Origin of the sequence: Lentzea roselyniae (genome assembly GCF_039537795.1) — a bacterium.
Taxonomy (GTDB): domain Bacteria; phylum Actinomycetota; class Actinomycetes; order Mycobacteriales; family Pseudonocardiaceae; genus Lentzea; species Lentzea atacamensis.
Map to the genome: position 1 here is coordinate 1 of NZ_BAABBE010000052.1, position 19,172 is coordinate 19,172.

At 67.5% G+C, this 19,172-nt stretch carries 15 protein-coding genes; 4 read left to right on the forward strand and 11 right to left on the reverse strand.

The features are described 5' to 3' along the window. The 6 genes from ABFX45_RS42990 to ABFX45_RS43015 form a co-directional block, all read right to left on the reverse strand. The coding region (locus ABFX45_RS42990; protein ID WP_346136874.1) for a transposase at window positions 1–143 on the reverse strand (143 nt) is incomplete at its 3' end. 492 nt (window positions 144–635) lie between these two features. Beyond that, window positions 636–1,445 carry an alpha/beta fold hydrolase gene (locus tag ABFX45_RS42995; RefSeq protein WP_346136834.1) on the reverse strand — a complete coding sequence of 270 codons (810 nt, stop codon included), beginning with the start codon at window positions 1,443–1,445 and terminating at the stop codon, window positions 636–638. 25 nt (window positions 1,446–1,470) lie between these two features. Next, window positions 1,471–2,685 carry a cytochrome P450 gene (locus tag ABFX45_RS43000; protein WP_346136836.1) on the reverse strand — a complete coding sequence of 405 codons (1,215 nt, stop codon included), beginning with the start codon at window positions 2,683–2,685 and terminating at the stop codon, window positions 1,471–1,473. Window positions 2,686–2,802: 117 nt separating this feature from the next. Next, window positions 2,803–5,895, reverse strand: coding sequence for an AfsR/SARP family transcriptional regulator (locus tag ABFX45_RS43005; protein WP_346136838.1), 3,093 nt, complete (start codon window positions 5,893–5,895; stop codon window positions 2,803–2,805). Window positions 5,896–5,957: 62 nt separating this feature from the next. Continuing rightward, a complete protein-coding gene (locus ABFX45_RS43010; RefSeq protein ID WP_428834291.1) occupies window positions 5,958–6,746 on the reverse strand; it encodes a DUF4097 family beta strand repeat-containing protein in 789 nt (262 codons plus the stop codon). A gap of 493 nt (window positions 6,747–7,239) precedes the next feature. Beyond that, window positions 7,240–7,860 (reverse strand): TetR/AcrR family transcriptional regulator, encoded by a 621-nt coding sequence (locus ABFX45_RS43015; RefSeq protein ID WP_346136840.1) that lies wholly within the window; start codon window positions 7,858–7,860, stop codon window positions 7,240–7,242. A 96-nt stretch (window positions 7,861–7,956) separates the two neighbouring features. On the opposite strand from ABFX45_RS43015, the gene ABFX45_RS43020 reads away from it, so the two are divergent. Continuing rightward, window positions 7,957–8,778, forward strand: a complete 822-nt coding sequence (locus tag ABFX45_RS43020; protein WP_346136842.1) for a CPBP family intramembrane glutamic endopeptidase — start codon at window positions 7,957–7,959, stop codon at window positions 8,776–8,778. A gap of 220 nt (window positions 8,779–8,998) precedes the next feature. On the opposite strand, the gene ABFX45_RS43025 is transcribed toward ABFX45_RS43020, so the two are convergent. Further along, entirely contained in the window at window positions 8,999–9,925 is a 927-nt protein-coding gene (locus ABFX45_RS43025) for a PLP-dependent cysteine synthase family protein (RefSeq protein ID WP_346136844.1), read from the reverse strand. Window positions 9,926–9,977: 52 nt separating this feature from the next. Between ABFX45_RS43025 and ABFX45_RS43030 the strand changes: the two genes are divergently transcribed. Further along, on the forward strand, window positions 9,978–10,631 hold the full coding sequence (locus ABFX45_RS43030; protein ID WP_109636597.1) for a winged helix-turn-helix transcriptional regulator: 654 nt from the start codon (window positions 9,978–9,980) through the stop codon (window positions 10,629–10,631). Window positions 10,632–10,797: 166 nt separating this feature from the next. On the opposite strand, the gene ABFX45_RS43035 is transcribed toward ABFX45_RS43030, so the two are convergent. Together ABFX45_RS43035 and ABFX45_RS43045 are read right to left on the reverse strand one after the other, a co-directional pair. Further along, a complete protein-coding gene (locus tag ABFX45_RS43035) occupies window positions 10,798–13,302 on the reverse strand; it encodes a GH32 C-terminal domain-containing protein (protein WP_346136847.1) in 2,505 nt (834 codons plus the stop codon). A gap of 923 nt (window positions 13,303–14,225) precedes the next feature. After that, the gene (locus tag ABFX45_RS43045; protein ID WP_346136849.1) at window positions 14,226–15,521 is read right to left on the reverse strand and encodes an ArgE/DapE family deacylase; all 1,296 of its coding nucleotides are present in this window, start codon (window positions 15,519–15,521) and stop codon (window positions 14,226–14,228) included. A gap of 74 nt (window positions 15,522–15,595) precedes the next feature. Between ABFX45_RS43045 and ABFX45_RS43050 the strand changes: the two genes are divergently transcribed. Further along, the gene (locus ABFX45_RS43050; RefSeq protein ID WP_109636595.1) at window positions 15,596–16,498 is read left to right on the forward strand and encodes a LysR family transcriptional regulator; all 903 of its coding nucleotides are present in this window, start codon (window positions 15,596–15,598) and stop codon (window positions 16,496–16,498) included. A 152-nt stretch (window positions 16,499–16,650) separates the two neighbouring features. Continuing rightward, window positions 16,651–18,063, forward strand: a complete 1,413-nt coding sequence (locus ABFX45_RS43055) for an FAD-binding oxidoreductase (RefSeq protein ID WP_346136852.1) — start codon at window positions 16,651–16,653, stop codon at window positions 18,061–18,063. A gap of 215 nt (window positions 18,064–18,278) precedes the next feature. Here the strand turns inward: ABFX45_RS43055 and ABFX45_RS43060 are convergent, their stop codons facing one another. Both ABFX45_RS43060 and ABFX45_RS43065 read right to left on the reverse strand, forming a co-directional pair. Beyond that, window positions 18,279–18,695 (reverse strand): DUF6892 domain-containing protein, encoded by a 417-nt coding sequence (locus tag ABFX45_RS43060; RefSeq protein WP_109636593.1) that lies wholly within the window; start codon window positions 18,693–18,695, stop codon window positions 18,279–18,281. Between the two features lie 137 nt (window positions 18,696–18,832). Beyond that, window positions 18,833–19,081: a hypothetical protein gene (locus ABFX45_RS43065; protein ID WP_233439503.1), complete on the reverse strand. Its 249-nt coding sequence runs from the start codon at window positions 19,079–19,081 to the stop codon at window positions 18,833–18,835. Between the last annotated feature and the right edge of the window lie 91 nt (window positions 19,082–19,172).

A 19,172-nucleotide genomic window follows, 5' to 3' on the forward strand; every position in this document is an offset into this window, starting at 1 on the left:
GTACGCACCGCGTACAGGATGCCCTCCAGCGCGGCCCGGTCGTCGGCACGCCTGCGGCCCGGATAGCGGAAACGCCTCGGGCATACCGGGATCAACGGTTCCAGCCGAGCCCACAGCTCGTCGGTCACGACCTCCTCGCGCACGCCGTGATCTTGGAATGTCCTGTCCCGCAAGCAAAGCCGACACGCCAGCTCATTTTGAACTGATCACTAAGTCAACCGGCATCGTGATGACCCCTAGGGTTCAGCGCGGTATACAAATACCTCAGGCGAAGCGCTCGTGCACATGACAATGCCGCTGACAAGAGAAATCCAGACATGTCACTCGTTCGAGCCTTCACAGGAGTGACGCCACGCAAGTCCCAGCGAGAATCCCGGACAGCGGTTACCCACCGTCAACGCCGTCCGCCAAATAGTTCGGATTGCACAATGCCATCAGCGATATCACTGGCTGTAGCTTCTTCCCTCCCTGGACGGGTGATTGTGTCTCACCCGCCCCAGGTCCTGTGTTGGTTCCTCGCTGCGGGTACTGCCGTCAAGCGTCCCGACACCAGGTCGTTTCAACACCCGACGTCGCCCCAGATCTCAGGCGTGACATGACATCCACTTCCCACACCGAGATCAAGCTCAGCGATATCAGCTACAGCCTTTCCCGAAGTCTTCCTCGGCGTGGCCCCGGGTGACGGTGAGTTCGCGTACGGCCTTCGCAACGGCCGGGGAGTCGTTGCGCAGGACATTGCTGTGGTTGCTCGGGACCTTCGCGCTCAGCTTGATGTTGGGGTTGGCTGCGAGCACCTCGTCAAGCACCTTCCTGCCCTCCTCCATCTCCCCGGCTTCGCTGCCGAGGCTGTCTCCCGTGGCCAGGACGAAGCGCACCGGGCGGGTTAGACGACCCAGGACCGGGACGCTGTCGGCAGCGATTTCGTTGAGCTCGATGTTGATGTCAGCGTGTTCGTCGGCGCTCATCCGTGCGCCCAGACCGAGTCGCGCGGAGATCGGCAACAGCAACCGGTAGCGGCGGAACAGCTTGCGGATCCGCTCGCGGCCGGCCTCGCCGGTCAGGCCGACGGGGAAGGCGTCGACGATCACCGCGCCGGCGACGCGGTCCGGATTCCGGTCGGTCCAGTGCCAGGCGAGGATGCCTCCGTAGGACCAGCCGACGAGCAGAGGCCGTTCGACGCCCCTTGCTTTGAGGACGGCGTCGAGGTCTCGGAGACACACCTCGAACGAGTAGTCCTCGGAGCGCTTGGACTTGCCGCGGGCGCGCTCGTCGTAGGTGATGTGGCGGTAGTCGGGGCCGAGTTCGGCGATGACTCGCTTCCAGTGCTTCTGGTCGGCGTACGCGCCGTTGAGGTAGACCACGGGACGGCCGGGGCCGCCGGTGTCTCGGACGTACAGCTCGGTGTCGTCGACGGGCAGCATGCCGGTCCAGGCGGGCGCGTTCACGGTTCTCTCCTAAGTAGACGCTGGGTCAGGCCCAGGTGACCGGGAGTTCGTGGACGCCGTAGATGTGCATGTTGGTCCTGAGCTTCACCTCACGGGCCTCAACCGCGAGGGCGAGCGTCGGGAAGCGGCGCAGCAGTCCCTCGAAGGCGGCGCGCATCTCGATGCGGGCCAGTTGCTGGCCGAGGCACTGGTGGATGCCGTGTCCGAAGGCGACCTGGCCGCGCACCTTGCGGTGTACGTCGAGGGCGTCGGGGTGCTCGAACTTGTGCGGGTCGCGGTTGGCCGCCAGCAGCGAGACGACAACGGTCGAGCCCGCGGGGATGGTTTCGCCGCCGAGCTCGATGTCCTCGGTGGCGTAGCGGTAGAAGATGTCGGCCACCGACAGGTAGCGCATGAGTTCCTCAACGGCGTCGGGCATCAGCGAGGGGTCCGCGCGCAGTTCGGTCAGCTGTGCGGGGTGTTCCAGGAGCGCGAATGTGCCCAGCGCCAGCATGTTCGCGGTGGTCTCGTGGCCAGCGAGCAGCAGCAGGAACGCCATGCCGGAGAGTTCCTCGATGGTGAGGTCATCGTCGCGGGCCAGATCCGACAGGATGTCGTCGCCGGGGGTGGCACGTTTGCCTGTGACCAGTTCGGTCAGATATCCGAACATCGCGCCGATCGCGGCCATCTTGTCCTCGAGGGTGATGTCCCTTTCCATGAACTTCGAAGAGTTCGACTGGAAGGTCTCCCGGTCCTCGTAGGGGACGCCGAGCAGTTCGCAGATCACCAGCGACGGCACCGGAAGGGCGAACTGCTTCACGAGGTCGACCGGCGGGCTGAGCTTTGCCAGTTCGTCCAGCTGCTGCTCGGTGATCGCGACGATGCCCTCTTCGAGCTGCTTCATCCGCTTGACGGTGAACGCGCCGATCAGCTTGCGCCGCAACCGGGTGTGGTCCGGCGGGTCCATGCTGATGAACAAGCCTGGCGTCTGCGGGGACGGTTCGGCGGCGGCGGGCATGCCAGGCGTCTCGTACGGCACGTGGATCACGCCGACGTCCTGGCGGTTGCTGAACCTGGTGTCGGCCATGACCTGGCGCACCGCCTCGTAGCCGGTGACCAACCAGCCTTCGTGGCCGTCCGGGAAGACCATCGGGCTGACGGGATGGGCCTCACGCAGCCGGGTGATCTGGCTGGGCGGATCGAACGGGCCCGCGTCGCGCTCCATCGGCAGGCCCTGCGGGACGGAAGCCGTTTGGCTCATCGGATTTCCCCTCGTGGTGGTGTGTTGCCACCACGGTCGCCGATCGGCCAGACACCGCACTGTCACGACGCTGACACGGCCCGAACCGATGACAGGACCGCTGTCAGCAGCCCCAGCTCATCCAGCGAGTGTGGCCTCGACGAGCTCGTTCCAGCTCGTCTCCGCGCCCTCCCGAGCCGCCTCGTCGAACGCTGCGTCACCAAGGCGGGCCCGTGCTGCCTGCTCGATTCGCGTCACGTCCGGGTTGGACCGGTCGACCAGGCCGAGCACGCGTGCGCTCGCCGCCAGCAGCCGTGCGGCCTGCTCGTGCTGCTCGCAACGCAGTGCCAGGTCCGCGACCCCGACGATCGTCTGCGCGATCGCAGGTGCGTACCCCGTCTCGGCCGCTGTCTGACAGGCCGCCGCTCGATGCTCGCGCGCCTCGCCGAGGTCGTCGGCGAACCAGGCGTACATCTCGCGGGTCGTCGCACGGAGGTGTGGTTGCAGCGCTTCATCTCCCAGCAACCTCGCCGCGTCGCCGAGCTGGTCGAACGCCTCCTCGGCGTCGCCATTCCATCGGGCGAGTTCGGCCTTCGCCAAGGCCAGGGCCGCCAGCGTGCCCGGCCAGTTGATCCCCTCGGCGCGGCTTTCCGCTTCTGTCACGGCAGCGGCACTGGCCTCCTTGTCGCCCATGAGCCAATACAGCCGTGCTTGTCGCACGCGCATCTGCACGACGTCGTCGACAGCACCAAGTTCGGTGACGACCGCGACCGCTTGTTCGAAGTGCTCGCACGCCTCGGCGAACTCGCCGCGCATGGCGAGGCGATCGGCCAGCTCGGTCTGCGCGAACGAAGTTCCGAACCGCTCGCCGAGCACCCGGAACTCGACCAGTGACTCCTCGAAGCAGGACTCCGCGGCTTCGCCCTGGCCGAGCATGATCCGCATCTTGCCGATGTGCAACCGCGAAAGGGCACGCACCCAGGGGTCGTCGTCGTCGTCCAGCAACGACTCCCACGCGGGCAGGACGGCCTCCGACCCTCGCAGCAGGTGCTCCAGCGGGACGACCAACCTCAACCCGGGATGGTGGTGCCGACCGCGGCGGCCGAACTCGTAGGCCTTGTGGACCCACTCCGCGGCCTCAGGTGCGTCGCCGGGGCCGGAGGTCACGAACACCGAGGTGAGGGCGTACACCACGGCCCGGATCTCATCGGGCACCTCGCCGGGCGTGCCGATGGCCGCGGTGATCAGCTCCATGCCCTCGGCCTTGTGGCCGATCAGCCACCAGTACCAGGCAGCGGCCGCAGCGAGCCGCATCGCCGCGTGTGCCTCACCGGCCGTGAGTGCACCACGCATGGCCGATGTGATGTTGTCGTGCTCTGCCCTGAGCACAGCGAGCCATTCCAGCTGCTCGGCACGGCGAAGATGAGGGTCCGCGGTCTCGGCGAGTTCGGTGAAGCAGGCGAGATGCGCCTGCCGCGCAACCTCCGACTCCCCCGCCTCCGCGAGCCTTGCGGCGCTGTACTCCTTGATCGTGCCGAGCATCCGGTACCGCGGTTCGCCATCACCGGCCGCGACGAGCAGCGATTTCTCGGTCAGCGCGGTGAGCAGCTCAAGAACCTCGTACTCCTCGACGAGTTCTCCCGCGCAGACCCGCTCGGCCGCAGCCAGACTCGCCCCGCCGGCGAACACCGACAGTCTGCGCAGCACCACCCGTTCGGCGTCGTTCAGCAGCTCCCAGCTCCAGTCGACCATCGCACGCAACGTCCGGTGCCGGGGCAACGCGGTCCGACTGCCACCTGTGAGCAGCCGGAACCTGTCGTCCAGCCGGTCAGCGAGCTGGTCGATGGACATGGTGCGCAACCTGGCCGCGGCCAGCTCGATCGCGAGAGGCATTCCGTCCAGCGCCCGGCACACACGCGCCATCGTCGCCAGAGTCGTCGCATCTACGGCGATGTCCTTGCGCACCGCGACCGCGCGATCCGTCAGCAACTGGACACCATCCGGCAGGGCGAGGGGTTCGACCGACCACAGCGCCTCGCCGGTGATGCCGAGCGGTTCCCTGCTCGTCGCGAGGATCCGCAGCCGCGGGCATTCCCCGAGCAGCCGGTGAGCGAGCGCCGCCGCGGCCGCGATCACGTGCTCACAGTTGTCCAGGACCAGCAGCGTTTCCCGGTCCCGGATCGCGGTGACAAGCCGGTCAGCCGGCTCCGCGTTCGACGCCTCCCCGAGGAGCGTATCCCTCAGGCCGAGCCCGGACAGCGCCGCTTGTGCGACGTCTCCGTCGGTACCGATGGCCGCGAGCTCCACCAGCCAGGCCCCGTCCGGCAGGTCTCCCAACAGCGTGCGAGCGGTTTCCGTTGCCAGCCTCGTCTTTCCCGAGCCACCGGGGCCGGTCAGGGTGATGAGCCGATGGCCGGCGACGAGGTTGCGGACCGCGGTGACGTCGGCGTCCTTGCCGACATAGCTGGTCAGCTCGGCTCGCAGGTTGGTCTTGCGGCTCTCTTCGCGACGTCCGACCTCGCCACGCAGCAGCGCGACGTGCAACGCGGACAGCTCGGGTGAAGGGTCGACGCCCAATTTCTCGGCCAGCGCTTCTCTGGTGTGCTGGTACGCGAGCAGTGCCTCGCTGTTGCGACCGGCTGCGGCGAGAGCGCGCATCAAAGCAGCGGCCAGCTTTTCCCGCACCGGATGTGCGGCCACCAGGTCAGTCAGTTCCGCGAGCAGGTCCGCGCCGTGGCCGAGGCTGATCTCTGCGTCGAACCGGTCTTCCAGCGCAGTGAGCCGCAGTGCCTCCAGGCGAGTGGCTGCCGCGTCGAACGCTTCACTGTCCTGAAGACCGACGTCCTGCAATGCCGGACCACGCCACAAGCCGAGCGCGTCGCGCAGCCGCTGCGGGCCCCGGTCGCTTCGCGCCAGGGCACAAAGCCGTTCGAACCTCACCGCGTCGACCGCGTCGGGAGTCAACGCCAGCCGGTAGCCGTCCGTCAGCCCCTCGACCACCGCGTGCGGAAGCGCCTTGCGCAACCGTGAAACCAAGCGCTGCAACGCGTTCGCTGCGTCTGCAGGAGGATTTGCGCCCCAGATCCAGTCGATCAGCGTCGCCTTCGAAAACACGTGACCCGGGTTGAGCGCGAGAGCGGCCAACAGCCCTCGCAGCCGCGCACCCGGCACCTCGGCAACGGTGCCGTCGTCCGCGCGAACCTCGAACGGACCCAGGATCCTGATCTCCACCTGTCTGATCCTGCCAGTCGAGAAACCGGAGTGCGCCACATTGGCGCCTTCCGTGTCGTGGATCAGGCCTTTGCGGGGTGGATGACGATGTCATCGAGTCGCGTGCGGGCGTAGACCTTCATGAAGTTGCCGGGATTGTCCTGTGCGGGAAGGGAGTTGCGCACCAACCCCTTCGTGCTCTTCGCGTCCACCTCGGCGTGGGTGTCTTCACAGACACCGATCTCAATGCCACCGGACGCGTTCATCAGCTCCACCTGGCCGCGCGTGACCCGCCCGATCCGGATCGGGCAGTTGGCCGCCTTGGCGATGACGCTGCCGTCGGCCCTGCCGATCTCGAAGCTTCCGCTCGACCCGCCCAGGTCCACGTCGGAGCGGGCGTGGCCGATCCAGACCTTCCCGGTCGAGCCCTGGTACCTGACAACGCCCTCGACCTCGCCGAGCCGCACGCCGGCCGAGCTGCCCTCGATGACGGCGTCCCCGGCGACGTGCCCGACGGCGAGGCCGCCCGATCCGAGGTTGCCCCGCAGCGTCGCGATGCGGTCGAGCTGGACCTGGCCCGACCCGATGTTGACCTCGCAGTCGCCGAGAGTGCCGTCGGCCCGCACCTCCGTCCAGGCGGTGTGGAGGATCAACCTGGATCCGGCCGGCAGCTCGATCGTGATGGCTACAGAACCGTCCTCGGCACCGGACTTCGTCGTCTTCACAGCCAGCACGCCGTCGGAGAAGTCGACCTTGGTCTTCTCCGCCACCTTCACGTCCGTGGAGTTCGCGCCGTTGACGGGCTCAACGCGCACCACCGTGTCCGTCCGCTCGACCGCCGCGATCCGCACACGGGCGCCTGCGGTGATCAACGTGGCGGTGATTGGCTTCGGTGTGGTGAACGTGGATATCTCGTGTCTCCCTTGTTGGTTGTTGCGACCACATTCGCCAACAGGTCAGACACGCGACTGTCACTGCGCTGACACGGGCACTCCACCGATGTCAGGGCAATGTCGTCAGCTCGTGGGGATGCCGTCAAAATTCCTCACACCCTGCGGCGGTTCGCCGCTCGGGAAGAAGATCCCGCTGACCAGATGCTGGCGTCGGTTCGGCGTGTGCCGGACGCGGCACCTGTCCTGCACATCTCCACATCGCATCCAAAATGGACTTTGATCATCCGCAGTACCGACGCACTGTTGAGGCAGAGGACAGCGCGATGCCGCCCAGTGGATGGCCGAGTTGTCGGACGTGTGAAGGACGGATTCGCCAGGCTCGGGTCGAGACGTGGACCCGTCTGGCCACCACGATCAGCTGGGTCTGCTGGACGGGTGAGGGTGTTCCTGTTCGAGGTGGCGGGCCGCTGACTCAGGGACCTTCGGGAAGAAGGGCGGCCAGTTCATCGTGCAAGAGGCGCCGGATCTCCTCGACCGGGAACTCGCGCGGGTACATCACCGCTTGCAGGCTCAGGCCGTTGATGAACGTGTGGAGGCGCCTGGCCTGCCGGTCGAGGTGAGCGTTGTCGAGCGGGTCCCCGATGTGCTCTGGAGGTGGCTGTCCGCAGAAGTGTGCCACCGCGAGTCGGCAGATGTGCCGTTCGCCGGGGAGTCCTGCCGCGTGCAGTTCGCCGAGTGATTCGTCGAAGCGTGAGCGCATGAGGCAGGCGAGCCACACTTCCACGTCCACCCGCCGGTCGGCGTCCAGTGGCAGCAGTTCCTCGAGCATCAGCCGGGCCCGGTCGCGGCCGGGCAGGTCGCCGCGGAGATGCTCGGCGATGCGGGCGGTGACCTTGTCGGCCATCGCCTTCGCCGCGAACAGGAGCAGGCCGCGTTGGCTGTCGAAGTAGTGCCGAAGGCCGCCGACCGAGACGTTGGCCTGCTCGGCGATCTTCCGCACGGTCACGCCCTCGATGCCGTCCCGGCTGATGACGTCCCAGGCCACCCGGGCCAGTTCCGCCCGCCGCTGGTCGTGGTCGACGAGCTTCGGCATGCCCAGATTAAAGCACGCTTGTACGGTCTCCTGTACCGTACAAGCATGCTAAATAAGGCTCGGGGTGCGACATCCGGTCGTGCCACAGGGTTGGTCGTGCTCGTCGTGGGACTGCTGCTGATCGTCGGATCGGCCCTGTGGTTCGTGCTGACCGGCAACACCGGTGTCCGGTACTCGGCGGACACCGACGACACAGTCCCCATGTGGTTCCGCTGGATTCCCGTACTCGCCGGCGTCGCGCTGGTACGCCTGGTGTCGTTCCCCGCCGCCGCGATCACGACGACAGAGCGCCAACCCCGCCTCGAAGCGGGTGTCCTCCTGGCCTTGGCGGTGCTCTTCGCGGTCACGCTGCGACTGGCCGGTGGTGGCGAGCCTGCCCACACCCTGTTGAAGGCGCTACTACTGCTCGCTGTGCCCGCAGCGATGTTCTGGAGCTTGCGGCGCAAGGGAACGGCCTGGCGCCTGGCAGGTGGGCAGTTGGACGCGTGGCGGCACTGGGCACCCGTGATCCCGGTGGCCGCGTGGGGTCTCCTCAGCTACGCAAGTCCGTGGGCCATGCCGTCCAGCGACTTCGCGACCACCGTCGACCTGGTCACGCTCGTGCTCGCGCTGGTCGTCGGGTTCCTCGTCAACAGCCTGCTGGAGGAAGTCTTCTACCGCCGCTGGCTGCAGTCCAGGTGGGAGGCGATCATCGGCCGGTGGCCGGCGATCGTGCTCGCGTCACTGCTCTGGGCCGCCTGGCACATCGCCATCCAGAGCAGCGGTGATCTGCCGGCAGACCTCGCGTCGACGTTCGTCAACCAGGGCATTCTCGGGCTGTTCCTCGGCTACCTCTGGAGCAAGTACCGGATGATGTGGCCCATCGTCGCCGTCCACGGTGCCGTCAACGCCGTCCCCATCCTGCTGCCCCTGCTGTGACCGACCTCCACCTCGTGCCCCGACCATGATCGCTGTACGGATCCGCCGTCCGGTCTCGCTGAGCGCGAGGCAGCGGTTGCAACGAACCTCCGCACATCCTGACAACGCCGAGAACCCGCAGTTCGGTCGCCACCAGCAGGACCTGGCGATGAACGACGTCGACCTGATCCCGGTGGTCCGCTTCGGCGCCGCACCGGCCAGTGAAGGCGTGTTGCCGAACTCATCCGCGTTGGTACACAGTGGTGCTCAGATACTTCAGTCCCGAATCCACCAGCAAGGTTGCGATCCTGGCGGTCGGTCCGAGGCGCCTGCCGACCTGGATCGCGGCGAGCACGTTCGCGCCTGACGACGTGCCGGCGAAGAGGCCCTCCTCGCGAGCCAGGCGCCTGGCCATGTCCTCGGCGTCAGCAGTGGCTATCGGGACGATCCCGTCCGGCAGGTCCGGGTCCCACATCGGCGGGACGTAACCGATCCCGATGCCCTCGATGCGGTGCGCGCCCGGCCGGCCACCGGACAGCACGGCGGACTCCGCCGGTTCGACCGCGACCACCCGCAGCGCCGGATTGTGGCGCTTGAGCGGGGTCGCGGCGCCGTGCAGTGAGGCCGACGAGCCGATCGACTGGACGAACACGTCGACCCGCCCCCCGATCTGCGTCCAGATCTCCTCGCCCATGGGGTGGTAGCCGGCGATGCTGTCGGTGTTGGTGAGCTGGTCGGTCCAGAAGGTGTGCGGCTGCCGGCTGAGCTGCTCGGCTTTCTCGATCATGGCGAGGATCAACGCCTTGGTGATCATTCCCTGGTCACTCGAGATGACCGTGAGCTCCGCGCCGAGAGCCGCCATCTGAACCAGCTTGTCCTCGCTGAACGCGTCCGATGTGACAATCCGCAGGCGATGTCCCTTCGCCGCACAGACAAGCGCCAGGGACGCGCCGGTGCCGCCGCCCGTGTACTCGACGACCGTGTCACCGGGCCGCAGCCGTCCGTCATCCTCGGCCTTGGCGATCATCGCCAGCGCCATCCGGTCCTTCATGCTGCCGGTCGGATTCTGCCCTTCGACCTTGACGAAGATCTCCGCGCATCCCGCGGGCACGACCTTGTTCAGCCGCACCAGCGGTGTGTTCCCGATCGCCGCCGTCACGTCATTCATGGATGTGATCATCGACTGGACCTGGCCTGATCAGTAGTTCAACATTTGAACCGTGACGGGCTACGGGCAGTTCTGCGCGGTAGCGCGGGCTCTGGACGTGTTGGGTGAGCGCTGGACGTTGCTGGTCGTGCGGGAGTTGCTGCTCGGCGCGTCCACCTTCACCGAGATCCGGCGGGGCCTGCCCCGCATTCCACGGGCGACGCTGTCCGCGCGGCTGCGGGCACTGCGCGCCGCCGGCATCGTCGACGACGACTACCGGCTGACCAGAGCCGGCGTCGCACTGGCCCCGGTGGTACAGGAACTGGCCCGATGGGCGGTGGCCGCGCAGAGTGCCGCGTTGACCGAGGACGACCTGGACACTGCGGCCCTGACCTGGGACATTCAGCGCCGGATCAACGTCGAAGCCCTGCCGGAACGGACCGTTGTGGTCTCCATCGACTTCACCGACCGGGACGAGAAGTACTGGCTGCACCTGTCGCGGACTGACGTGAACCTGTGTCAGCAGGACACCGGAGCACCTGTCGACATCTGGCTGGCGGCCCCGACCATGGCGGTGACCAGGTGGTGGCTGGGAGAGCTGTCCTGGGCACAGCTGCTGCGTCATCCAGACGTACACATGTACGGCGACCTGGCCCTACAACGCCAGATGCACCGCTGGTTCTCGCGTTACGTGTTCTCCCCGGAGGCCTTGGGGACATCTCCCTGAACGTCACATTCGACAGGGCCGTGTCAGCCGGGCTTCCCCCGGCGGGGGCCGATAGCCGCCGACGCGGTCGGGCACGAGGTCGACGAGCGCCTCGCCACCAACGATGATCACGAGCTTTTCCCTGTGGGAGAAGCGGTGGCGGAACAGGGTCCGCCACCGCGAGCGATCAGCGTCGGTAGGAACCCATGTGCCACAGGGTCAGACGGTCGATTCGGGCATTGCCGCCCTCGGAGAAGACCTTCACCTCGTCGCTGTCCGCATCGGGGAAGACGAGGCCGGTGATCACGGCTTGGCCCATGCCGCCGAAGACCTCGACCGATGAGCGATCCACCAGCACGCGAAGCGTCACCTTTCCGTTCACGACGGTGAGCGGTGCGCGTTGCACGGCCGGGAAGTCAGGGCTGAAGTCGACGCGCCCGGACCGCGTGCGATCCACGTACAGTTCACGGCGAGTGGCGTCGTAGCCGATCACCGTCTCCTGCCCGGGGCCGCTGTGCACCTTCAGTCCGAAGCGGTCGGCGTCCATCACGGAGAAGGTCGCCTCGATGTCCAGGGCCTGTCCTTCGGCGCGCCTGCCCAGTGACCGCGAGCCCTCGCGGACGGTGCTGCCGTGCACGAAGACCGGTGGGCCCTGGTGGAGCCTGTCGAGAGCACGCACCGGTTCCTGAACGAGCTTGACCTCATCGCCAACAGTGCGCAGTCCCAGCTGCCTGGACACGCTCTGCGCACTGCGCCACGGCGAGGTCGGGGTGTTCCCGGCGTACTGCCAGTTGTTCATCCAGCCGATGGCGTAGCGCTTGCCGTCAGGGACGTTCTCCCAAGACACGGGGGCGTAGTAGTCCTTGCCGAAGTCCACCCAGTCCGCCCGTTCCACTGTGGACCTGGCCGGTGCGTCGGCGAGGGTGAACCGGTCGGCGAGCACGTGACCCCACCCGGCTGTGTTCCTGTCCACCAGCGAGATGCGTGCTTGCTTGCCACGGTACTCACGCAGGTCGAAAGAGGCCCAGTCAAGGGTCTCGCTGTCCGCCCCCGTGGCGGTGCGCACGACCTTCCCGTCGATCACGAGGTTGACCGTCGTCTCGGTGGAGCGCGGCTTGGCGGGCGTCTGGGCGAGGACCACGTGGTCGACGAGGATGTGTCCCCAGCCGCCGGTGTTGTCGTCCACGACTTCCAGGCGGGCCGCCTTGCCGGCGAGATCGCGCACGTCCCACGATGCCCAGTCCAGGGCCTCGGAGTCCTTGCCGGTGGCGCTGCGCACGACCTTCCCGTCCACGACCAGCCGCACGGCGGTGGGTGCTGCGGAGCCCTCCGGGTGGTTGCCGCCACCGACGAGGAAGTTCAAGTACGGCGAGGAGATGGTGAACTCGGGCGAGGTGAGTGTGCCGGTGGTCCCATCGCCGTTCAGGAAGGAGTTGACCAGACCGCTCCCCTGCCACCCCGACACCTGCTGCTGGCCTGGCAGTGTGCCGGTTGCGGGGGCGGCACCGAATGCCTCACCGGTGGCGATCCAGGTCCCGTAGGAGCCGCCTTCGAAATCAGCGAGGACCTGGCTTGCCGCCGGCGGGTCGTCGGTCGAGGCCGCCGGGTCGTGGGGGTGCTTGCCACCGCCGATCTTGAAGTTGAGGTAGGCCTCGTCCACCTCGAACGGTGGTGAGGTCAGGGTCCCGGTCGATCCGTCGCCTCCGTGAAAGCTGTTGGCGTACCCAGTTCCCTCGACACCGCTGACGGGGAGCTGTCCCGGCAGTGCGCCTGTGGCCGGTGCACTGCCAAACGCGCTGCCGGTGGTGATCCAGCCGCCGTAGGACGACTCGAAATCCTGCATCACCACGCCCCTGGGCGGTGTGTAACCACCGTCGTCGTCAGGGATGAATCGAGTGCCGTCGAAGTCCCCGACGAAGTACTGCGCGGCCGAACCACCCGCAATGCCACCGGGGTTGATGCTGACCACGAGAACCCACTTCGTCTTGCGGGGGTCCCCGTCGACTCGGAGCGGGAAGAGGTCCGGGCACTCCCACACGCCACCGACCGCGCCCTGCGGGCCGAAATCGCTGAGGTGTGTCCAGGTCTTGAGGTCGGGCGAGGAGTAGAGGCGGACTTTGTGCTCTGTGGACAGTGCGACCGTCATCAGCCAGCGCCCTGCCTGCCACTGGACCTTCGGATCACGGAACTCCGTGGAGCCGATGTCGAGCACCGGGTTGCCCGCGTACTTGGTCCACGTGCGGCCGTTGTCGGTGCTGTGGGCCAAGGACTGCGCCTGCCGGCCGTTCAGCTTGGAGTGAGTGGTGTAGATCGCGACCATGGCCGGGTTCCCCGGCGTGCCGAACCCGGACGTGTTGCCGTGGTCGACGACGGCACTGCCGGAGAACACCATCTCGTTGTCGTCGTGCGGGAGAGCGAGCGGAAGTTCGCGCCAGTGCACCAGATCAGGACTCACCGCGTGGCCCCAGGACATGTTGCCCCAGGTGTTTCCCTCCGGGTTGTACTGGTAGAAGAGGTGGTACTCCCCCTTGTGGTAGACGAGCCCGTTGGGGTCGTTCATCCAGTTCTTCGCCGGTGTGTAGTGGAACTGCGGTCGGTGGGGCTCGATGAACGGCGGCTCGGCCTGTGCGACCGGTACCGCCCCGACCAGGGCAGCGACGGTCAGCAGGCTGATGAGGCGACGTCGTCTCATGACACCTCCTAGAGGGCGTGCTCGTCCGCGCAACGTCCGGTGAAGGCGTTGCGGCAAGGGGAAAACCGTCAGGCGGTCTGGTCGGGCGGCTCCGTCACTCCGGTCATGATCGCCACCGCGTCGGACATCGAGATGGTCTTCAGGTCGACGACGGCCTTGCGCCGAGGCGCTGGACGTGGATGCGATCGGCGATCTCGAAGACGTGCGCCATGTTGTGGCTGATCAGGAGAGGACTCCGCGCGCCCGTCCGTTCATTCCCCCTTACGTCAACGTTGACGTAACGCGCAGCCAGAGCCGCGAAGGTTCCGTTCTGATTGCTTGTCACGCGCATGGCAGCAGAATTGCCACGCCTATGAGATCCACCAGGATCATTCAGAGACACGGCGGCTTCATTACGTCATCGTTGACGCTAGCTTCGTGGTTCAGGTCACGACAAGCCGCCGTTACGCAAGCGTTACCCGGGATGAGGATCAACGACCTGCCCGGTGCCGGTCCCGAGGTCGTCGAACGGATTCGCGCCGCCGCGCTCAGCCTTGGCCACCGGCCGAACCTCACCGCCTGCCTGCGCCGATCCGACGGGCGCAGCGCGACCATCGGCGTTGGAGTTCAGCGCGACCGGCGTGCGCAAGTAGCGGCCTCGGTGTGGGTGGCGCACGAACTGCGTCTGCGAAGTGCCGTATGTGGGGGGCAAGCGGTGGGTGCACCAGCTCGACGGCTATGACCATGCGCTGGGGATTTCGTACTGGCCAAGAACATCCACATTGGCCCGTCTGCGGTCCATCCTCCCGAGAACCATCCGAACCAGGCATGGACCACCGTCGGGACGTTCCCCAGTCCTGTCACGAGTAGGCGGCCACCCGTCCACCGCTGCAGCCCCACCCGGCCGTCGATGTGTGCGCAATCCACACCGAAGCGACCGTGAACTACAGGTGCACGCCGCAGCGGCGCGCCGTGAGTACGGCGAGGGTACGCGTGGCCCGCAGCAGTTCGTCGATGTCCACCCGCTCCCGCGGTCCGTGCGCCAGGCGGACATCACCCGGTCCATAGTGGAGAGTGGGGATGCCACCGATACCGGTGTAGTGGCGCAGATCGCTGCCGTATGGCGCTCCGACGAGGCTGGCGTCACGTCCCTCCGCAACCCGGATCGAGTCGACCACCTCGTCCACCAACGGGTGCCCGGTGTCAATGCGCCCGCTGGCGAACTGCCCGCCCGGCCAGGTGACCTCCACGGGGTGATCACGCAGCCACGGGTCTCGCGAGCAGGCGTCGGCGACCGCTCGTTCCAGCGCGGCCCGTGCTTCGGCCGGCGGTTCGTCGAGCTGGACGCCGAGCCGTCCTTCGGCGATGAGGAGATCGGGAACGCTGCTCGCCCAGTCGCCCGCTCGGACGGTGCCGATCGAGATGGGGTAGGGCAGGACGTTGCCGTCGAACAGTGCGTCCGGGTGCGCGTTGCGTTCCCGTTCGAGCTCGGCGATCGCGGCGTGGACAGGCAGGAACGCGTCGAGAGCGCTGTGGCCCGCGAGCCTCGAGCTTCCGTGGGTGGCGTGGCCGTGCACGCGCAGAGCGAAGGTCAGAGCTCCAGCATTGGCAACCACGACGTTGCCGCTGGTGGGCTCGGTGATCACCGCTGCCTCGCCCGTGTGGCCGCGCAGCATGGTCGCGAATGCGCCGATGCCGCCGTCCTCTTCACTGATCACCGCGTGGAGTGCGAACGGCCGCTCCAGCTTCACACCGGACGCGACGAGCGCTCGGGCGATGGCGAGGTTCGCTGCCGCGCCGGCCTTCATGTCACAGGCACCGCGACCGTGGACGACGTTCTGCTTGATCGCGCCGCTCCACGGGTCACGATCGACCCAGTTGTCGAGGTCGCCGGTCGGAACCACGTCGACGTGCCCCTGCAGCACGAGCGCCGGGATGCCAGGCGGTCCCAGAACGCCCACAACCCCGTAACCCTCGGTGCGGGCCGCCTCGGTGCCGGGGTGGTCCGGGTGGTCAGCGAGGTCGTCGAGATCGAGCTTCCACGTGTCGACGTCGAAGCCAAGCGTGGTGAGCCGGCTGGTGTGCCAGTGCTGCAGATCGGACTCGGCGTCGCTGCCGGTGACGCTCGGGACGCGGATCATCGCGACCAGTTCACCGACAAGAGCTTGCTCGTCAATGGCGTTGAGGACGCGTGTTTCCGCAGGCGTCAAGCCGGCACCGGGCCCGTACGTTCGGTTCACGACGCTGAACGTAGCGATCGTTCGACCACGCAGATATAGCACGAAATCAGGGACAGCCTCATAGAATCTATGAGGTGATCCAGCCTCAGCAGCTCCGGGTCCTCGTCGCCATCCGGGACCACGGATCGCTCACCGCGGCCGCGCGGGCGCTGGGGTACGGCGTTCCGACCATCGCCCACCACCTCGCGGCGCTCGAACGGCACTTCAAGGCTCGGCTCGTCGAGCGCGACCGCAGCGGTGCACGGCTCACTCCGCTCGGCACGGTCTTCGTCGCCGAGGCCGAACAGATCCTGATCCGGCTCGACCAGGCTGAACGCCTCGTCACAACGCAGCGCGATCTCGGGCTGGCCACCATCCGGGTCGGCACATTCGCGTCAATAGGGTCGCAACTGCTGCCCCGTGCCATCCGGCAGTTGAGTGCACGGATGCACGTGAAGGTCGAAGTGGTCGAAGCCGAACCCACCGACGTGGTCGAGCTCCTGCACGCCGGAGACCTGCACGCGGGTCTGATCTACGACTCCGCCGACGACCCAGCCTTCACCTCCCCCGAACTCGAGCTCACGGTGCTGCTGGAAGAGGACTACAGGGTGCTCGTCGCCCGCGACAGCCCCTACGCGGATCTCCCCGAGGTAGACCTGGCCGAGCTCGCCGACGCCGATTGGGTCTGCAGCCGAGACGAGAACGAAGCCTCTGACCGTGTGCTGCGCCGCGCGTGTCACCTGCTCGGATTCCAGCCGAAAGTCCTCATGCGCACCGACGACCTGAACATGATCCACGGCCTGGTCGCAGAAGGATTGGGCTGCACCCTCACCACCCACTCTGCCGTCGACACCCGGTTCGCCGTCGAACCTCGCCCGACCGTCCAGGAGCTCGGGCTGCGACGAACCTCCTTTGTGCACGGTGGCAGTGTCGTCCCTCCGGCTGTCGTGGAGCTTCAGCAGATGTTGACGAAGCTTCTTCCACGACAGCAGGGCTGACGGGAGCGAACTCGACCGGTGCTACCGGCCCACATCGAGTCTCTCGAACTGGAAGCCGTACGGCTCACCGCGGCCGACGGCCACCGAACAGCGGATTTGCCTTGGCCGGATCCCTTGTTGGATTGCACGCAGGACCGAGGGACGGGGGCGGTGTGGCGGTTTCGCGGCGGGACGTGTTGCGGTGGGTGGGCGCCGCGGTGGCCTCACGTGCGGCGGGTGTGAGCGGTGAGGGAGTCGCGGCCGCGCGCCCACCGCGGTGGGCGCGGTTGCGCGCTCGCCTGGACGGTGAACTCCTGTTGCCCGGTGATGACGGCTACGACACCGCGCGGCTGCCGTTCAACTCGCTGTTCGACCATCATCGGCCTGCCGCGATCGCCCGGTGCGTGCGGCCGCAGGACGTGCAGCACTGTCTGGAGGAGGCACGCCGATCCGGCGTCCGGGTGGCTGCCCGCGGCGGCGGGCACAGCTACGCCGCCTACTCCACCCCGCACGACGGCCTGGTGGTCGACCTCACGCGAATGTCCGGGGTGGAGGTGCGGTCCGACGGCACCGCCGTGGTTGGCGCGGGTGCACGCCTCGGCCAGGTCTACTGGGCGCTCACCGCCGCCGGGCGGTGCCTGCCGCTGGGCAACTGCCAGTCCGTCGGCATCGCGGGGTTCACCCTCGGCGGGGGTCTCGGCTGGACGCAGCGCACGTACGGCCTCGTCTGCGACAGGCTGCGTGCCGCCAGGATGGTCACGGTGGACAGCCGGGTGGTCACCGCGTCGGAGGCCTGCGAGTCCGAACTGTTCTGGGCGTTGCGCGGCGGTGGTGGCGGCAACTTCGGGGTGGTCACCTCGTTCGAGTTCGCCACCGCGCCGATGCCGGAGGTGCTGACCGTGTTCCGCGTCCGGTTCCCGGCCGGGTCGGCGGCCGAGGTGCTCGGCGGCTGGCAGCCGTGGAGCGTGGCGCTGCCCGAGGAGGTGTCCACCTCCTGCGTGGTCATGCCGAACGGCGCGGTGGACGTGTTCGGCTGCGGTGTCGGACGCGAGGGCGTGGTGCTCGCGGAACTCGCCCGCCTGCTCGACGCGGCCGGCGTGGACGCACCGGTCGAACACGCCGAGGTCGACTACCCGACCGCGACGGCGATCATGACCGGTGGCCAGCCGACCCGCAACGCGTTCCGCGCGTCGTCACGGATCGTGGACCGGTGGCACGACCCGGCGGCGGTCGCGGACACGGTGCGCGGCATGGACAGCGCGCTGCTGATCCTGGGCGCGCTCGGTGGAGCGATCGACCGGCGGACGCCGACGGACACGGCCTATCCGCACCGCGGCGCGCCGACGTCCATCGAGCCCTTCGGCTCTGTGGGCACCCTGCCGCCCGACCAGGTCACGCGCGAGGTGGACCAGGCGCAGAAGGCGTTGGCGCGCCTGGTCGGCACCGGCACGTACATCAACTACCTGGACCCGTTGCCGGAGGACTGGGCGCAGACGTCGTACCGGCACAACCTGCGCCGGTTGCGTGCCGTGGCCCGCCGCTACGACCCGGACCACGTGCTGAGGTTCCCCCAGTCGGTGCGCTGAGCGGTGACGGGCGACCGAGGACGACGACGTCACCGTGGATCACAGCTCGCGGATGGCGAAGTCTCGAACGCCGTGCCCGCCGTACCGGGCCGACCTGGTGGGAGAGCGCGCCACAGGCGAGCGGCACAAGGTCAGACCCCATTGCCGACTTGTGGCACTCCACGGGAGCCTCGCCCACCCTGCTCCCCCACTGCTCAGCCTGCAGTAGCGGCCGTTCAGGCCCAGTCCGCCTCGATTCCGCGGGCACGCACCGCCTCCAGCGCGCCCTCGTCGCCCGTGTAGAACAGTGTCATCGACTTCAGGTTGGGAAAGTGCTGCAGGTCGGCAAACTCGTCGACGTCGAACAGCGCGTCCTCGCCGTCCCACCTCGGCGCGATCTCGCGGTAGATCTCGTTGCCACCGTCCATCACGATCTCGGTGATCTTCTCCGCGAGCTCGAAGGGGATCTCGAGGGCCTCGAAGTAGGCCAGAGCCTCGGGCACCGCCTCGAAGCTCCAGTCGTCGTAGGTGAAGCCCTGCTCGGCGGCGTACTCGCGCAGGTCGAACTTCGGCAAGAGCTCCTGGTTGTACATCAGCTCTTGCACGACGGCCAGCTTGAAGTTGGTGTCGGCGAACGGAATCGGTTGGTTCACGTCCGAACTGTATCGGTGGCGATGACACCGGTTCGTACCCGTTGATCAACCCACCGAGGACTCCATTTCCAGCCGGCCCGGCGCGGAACCTGGTTTTCGCCGCGGTCTGGTCGAGCTCGAAACTCGACGAGACCCCTTCAGGAGCGCACGAGCTCGGACTCCTCGATCCCGATCCGGTCGTGCAGGCGGCGCAACGGCCGGGGTGCCCACCACGCGGCGCCGCCCAGCAGCCGCATGCCGACCGGTACGAGAACGCCGCGGATCAGCGTGGCATCCATCAGGATCGCGAGTCCGGTACCGATGCCGAACAGCTGGACGAAGCTGACTCCGCTGGTGCCGAAGGCCGGCAGGCTGACCGCGAGCAACAGGGCCGCGGTGGTGACCAAGCGATCGAACGCAACAGGGGTGGGCCGGTGTCGACGAGCTGAACACCGTCGGCCCGCTCCGATGCCGTCATCGTGATCGCGGCTGTCCTGG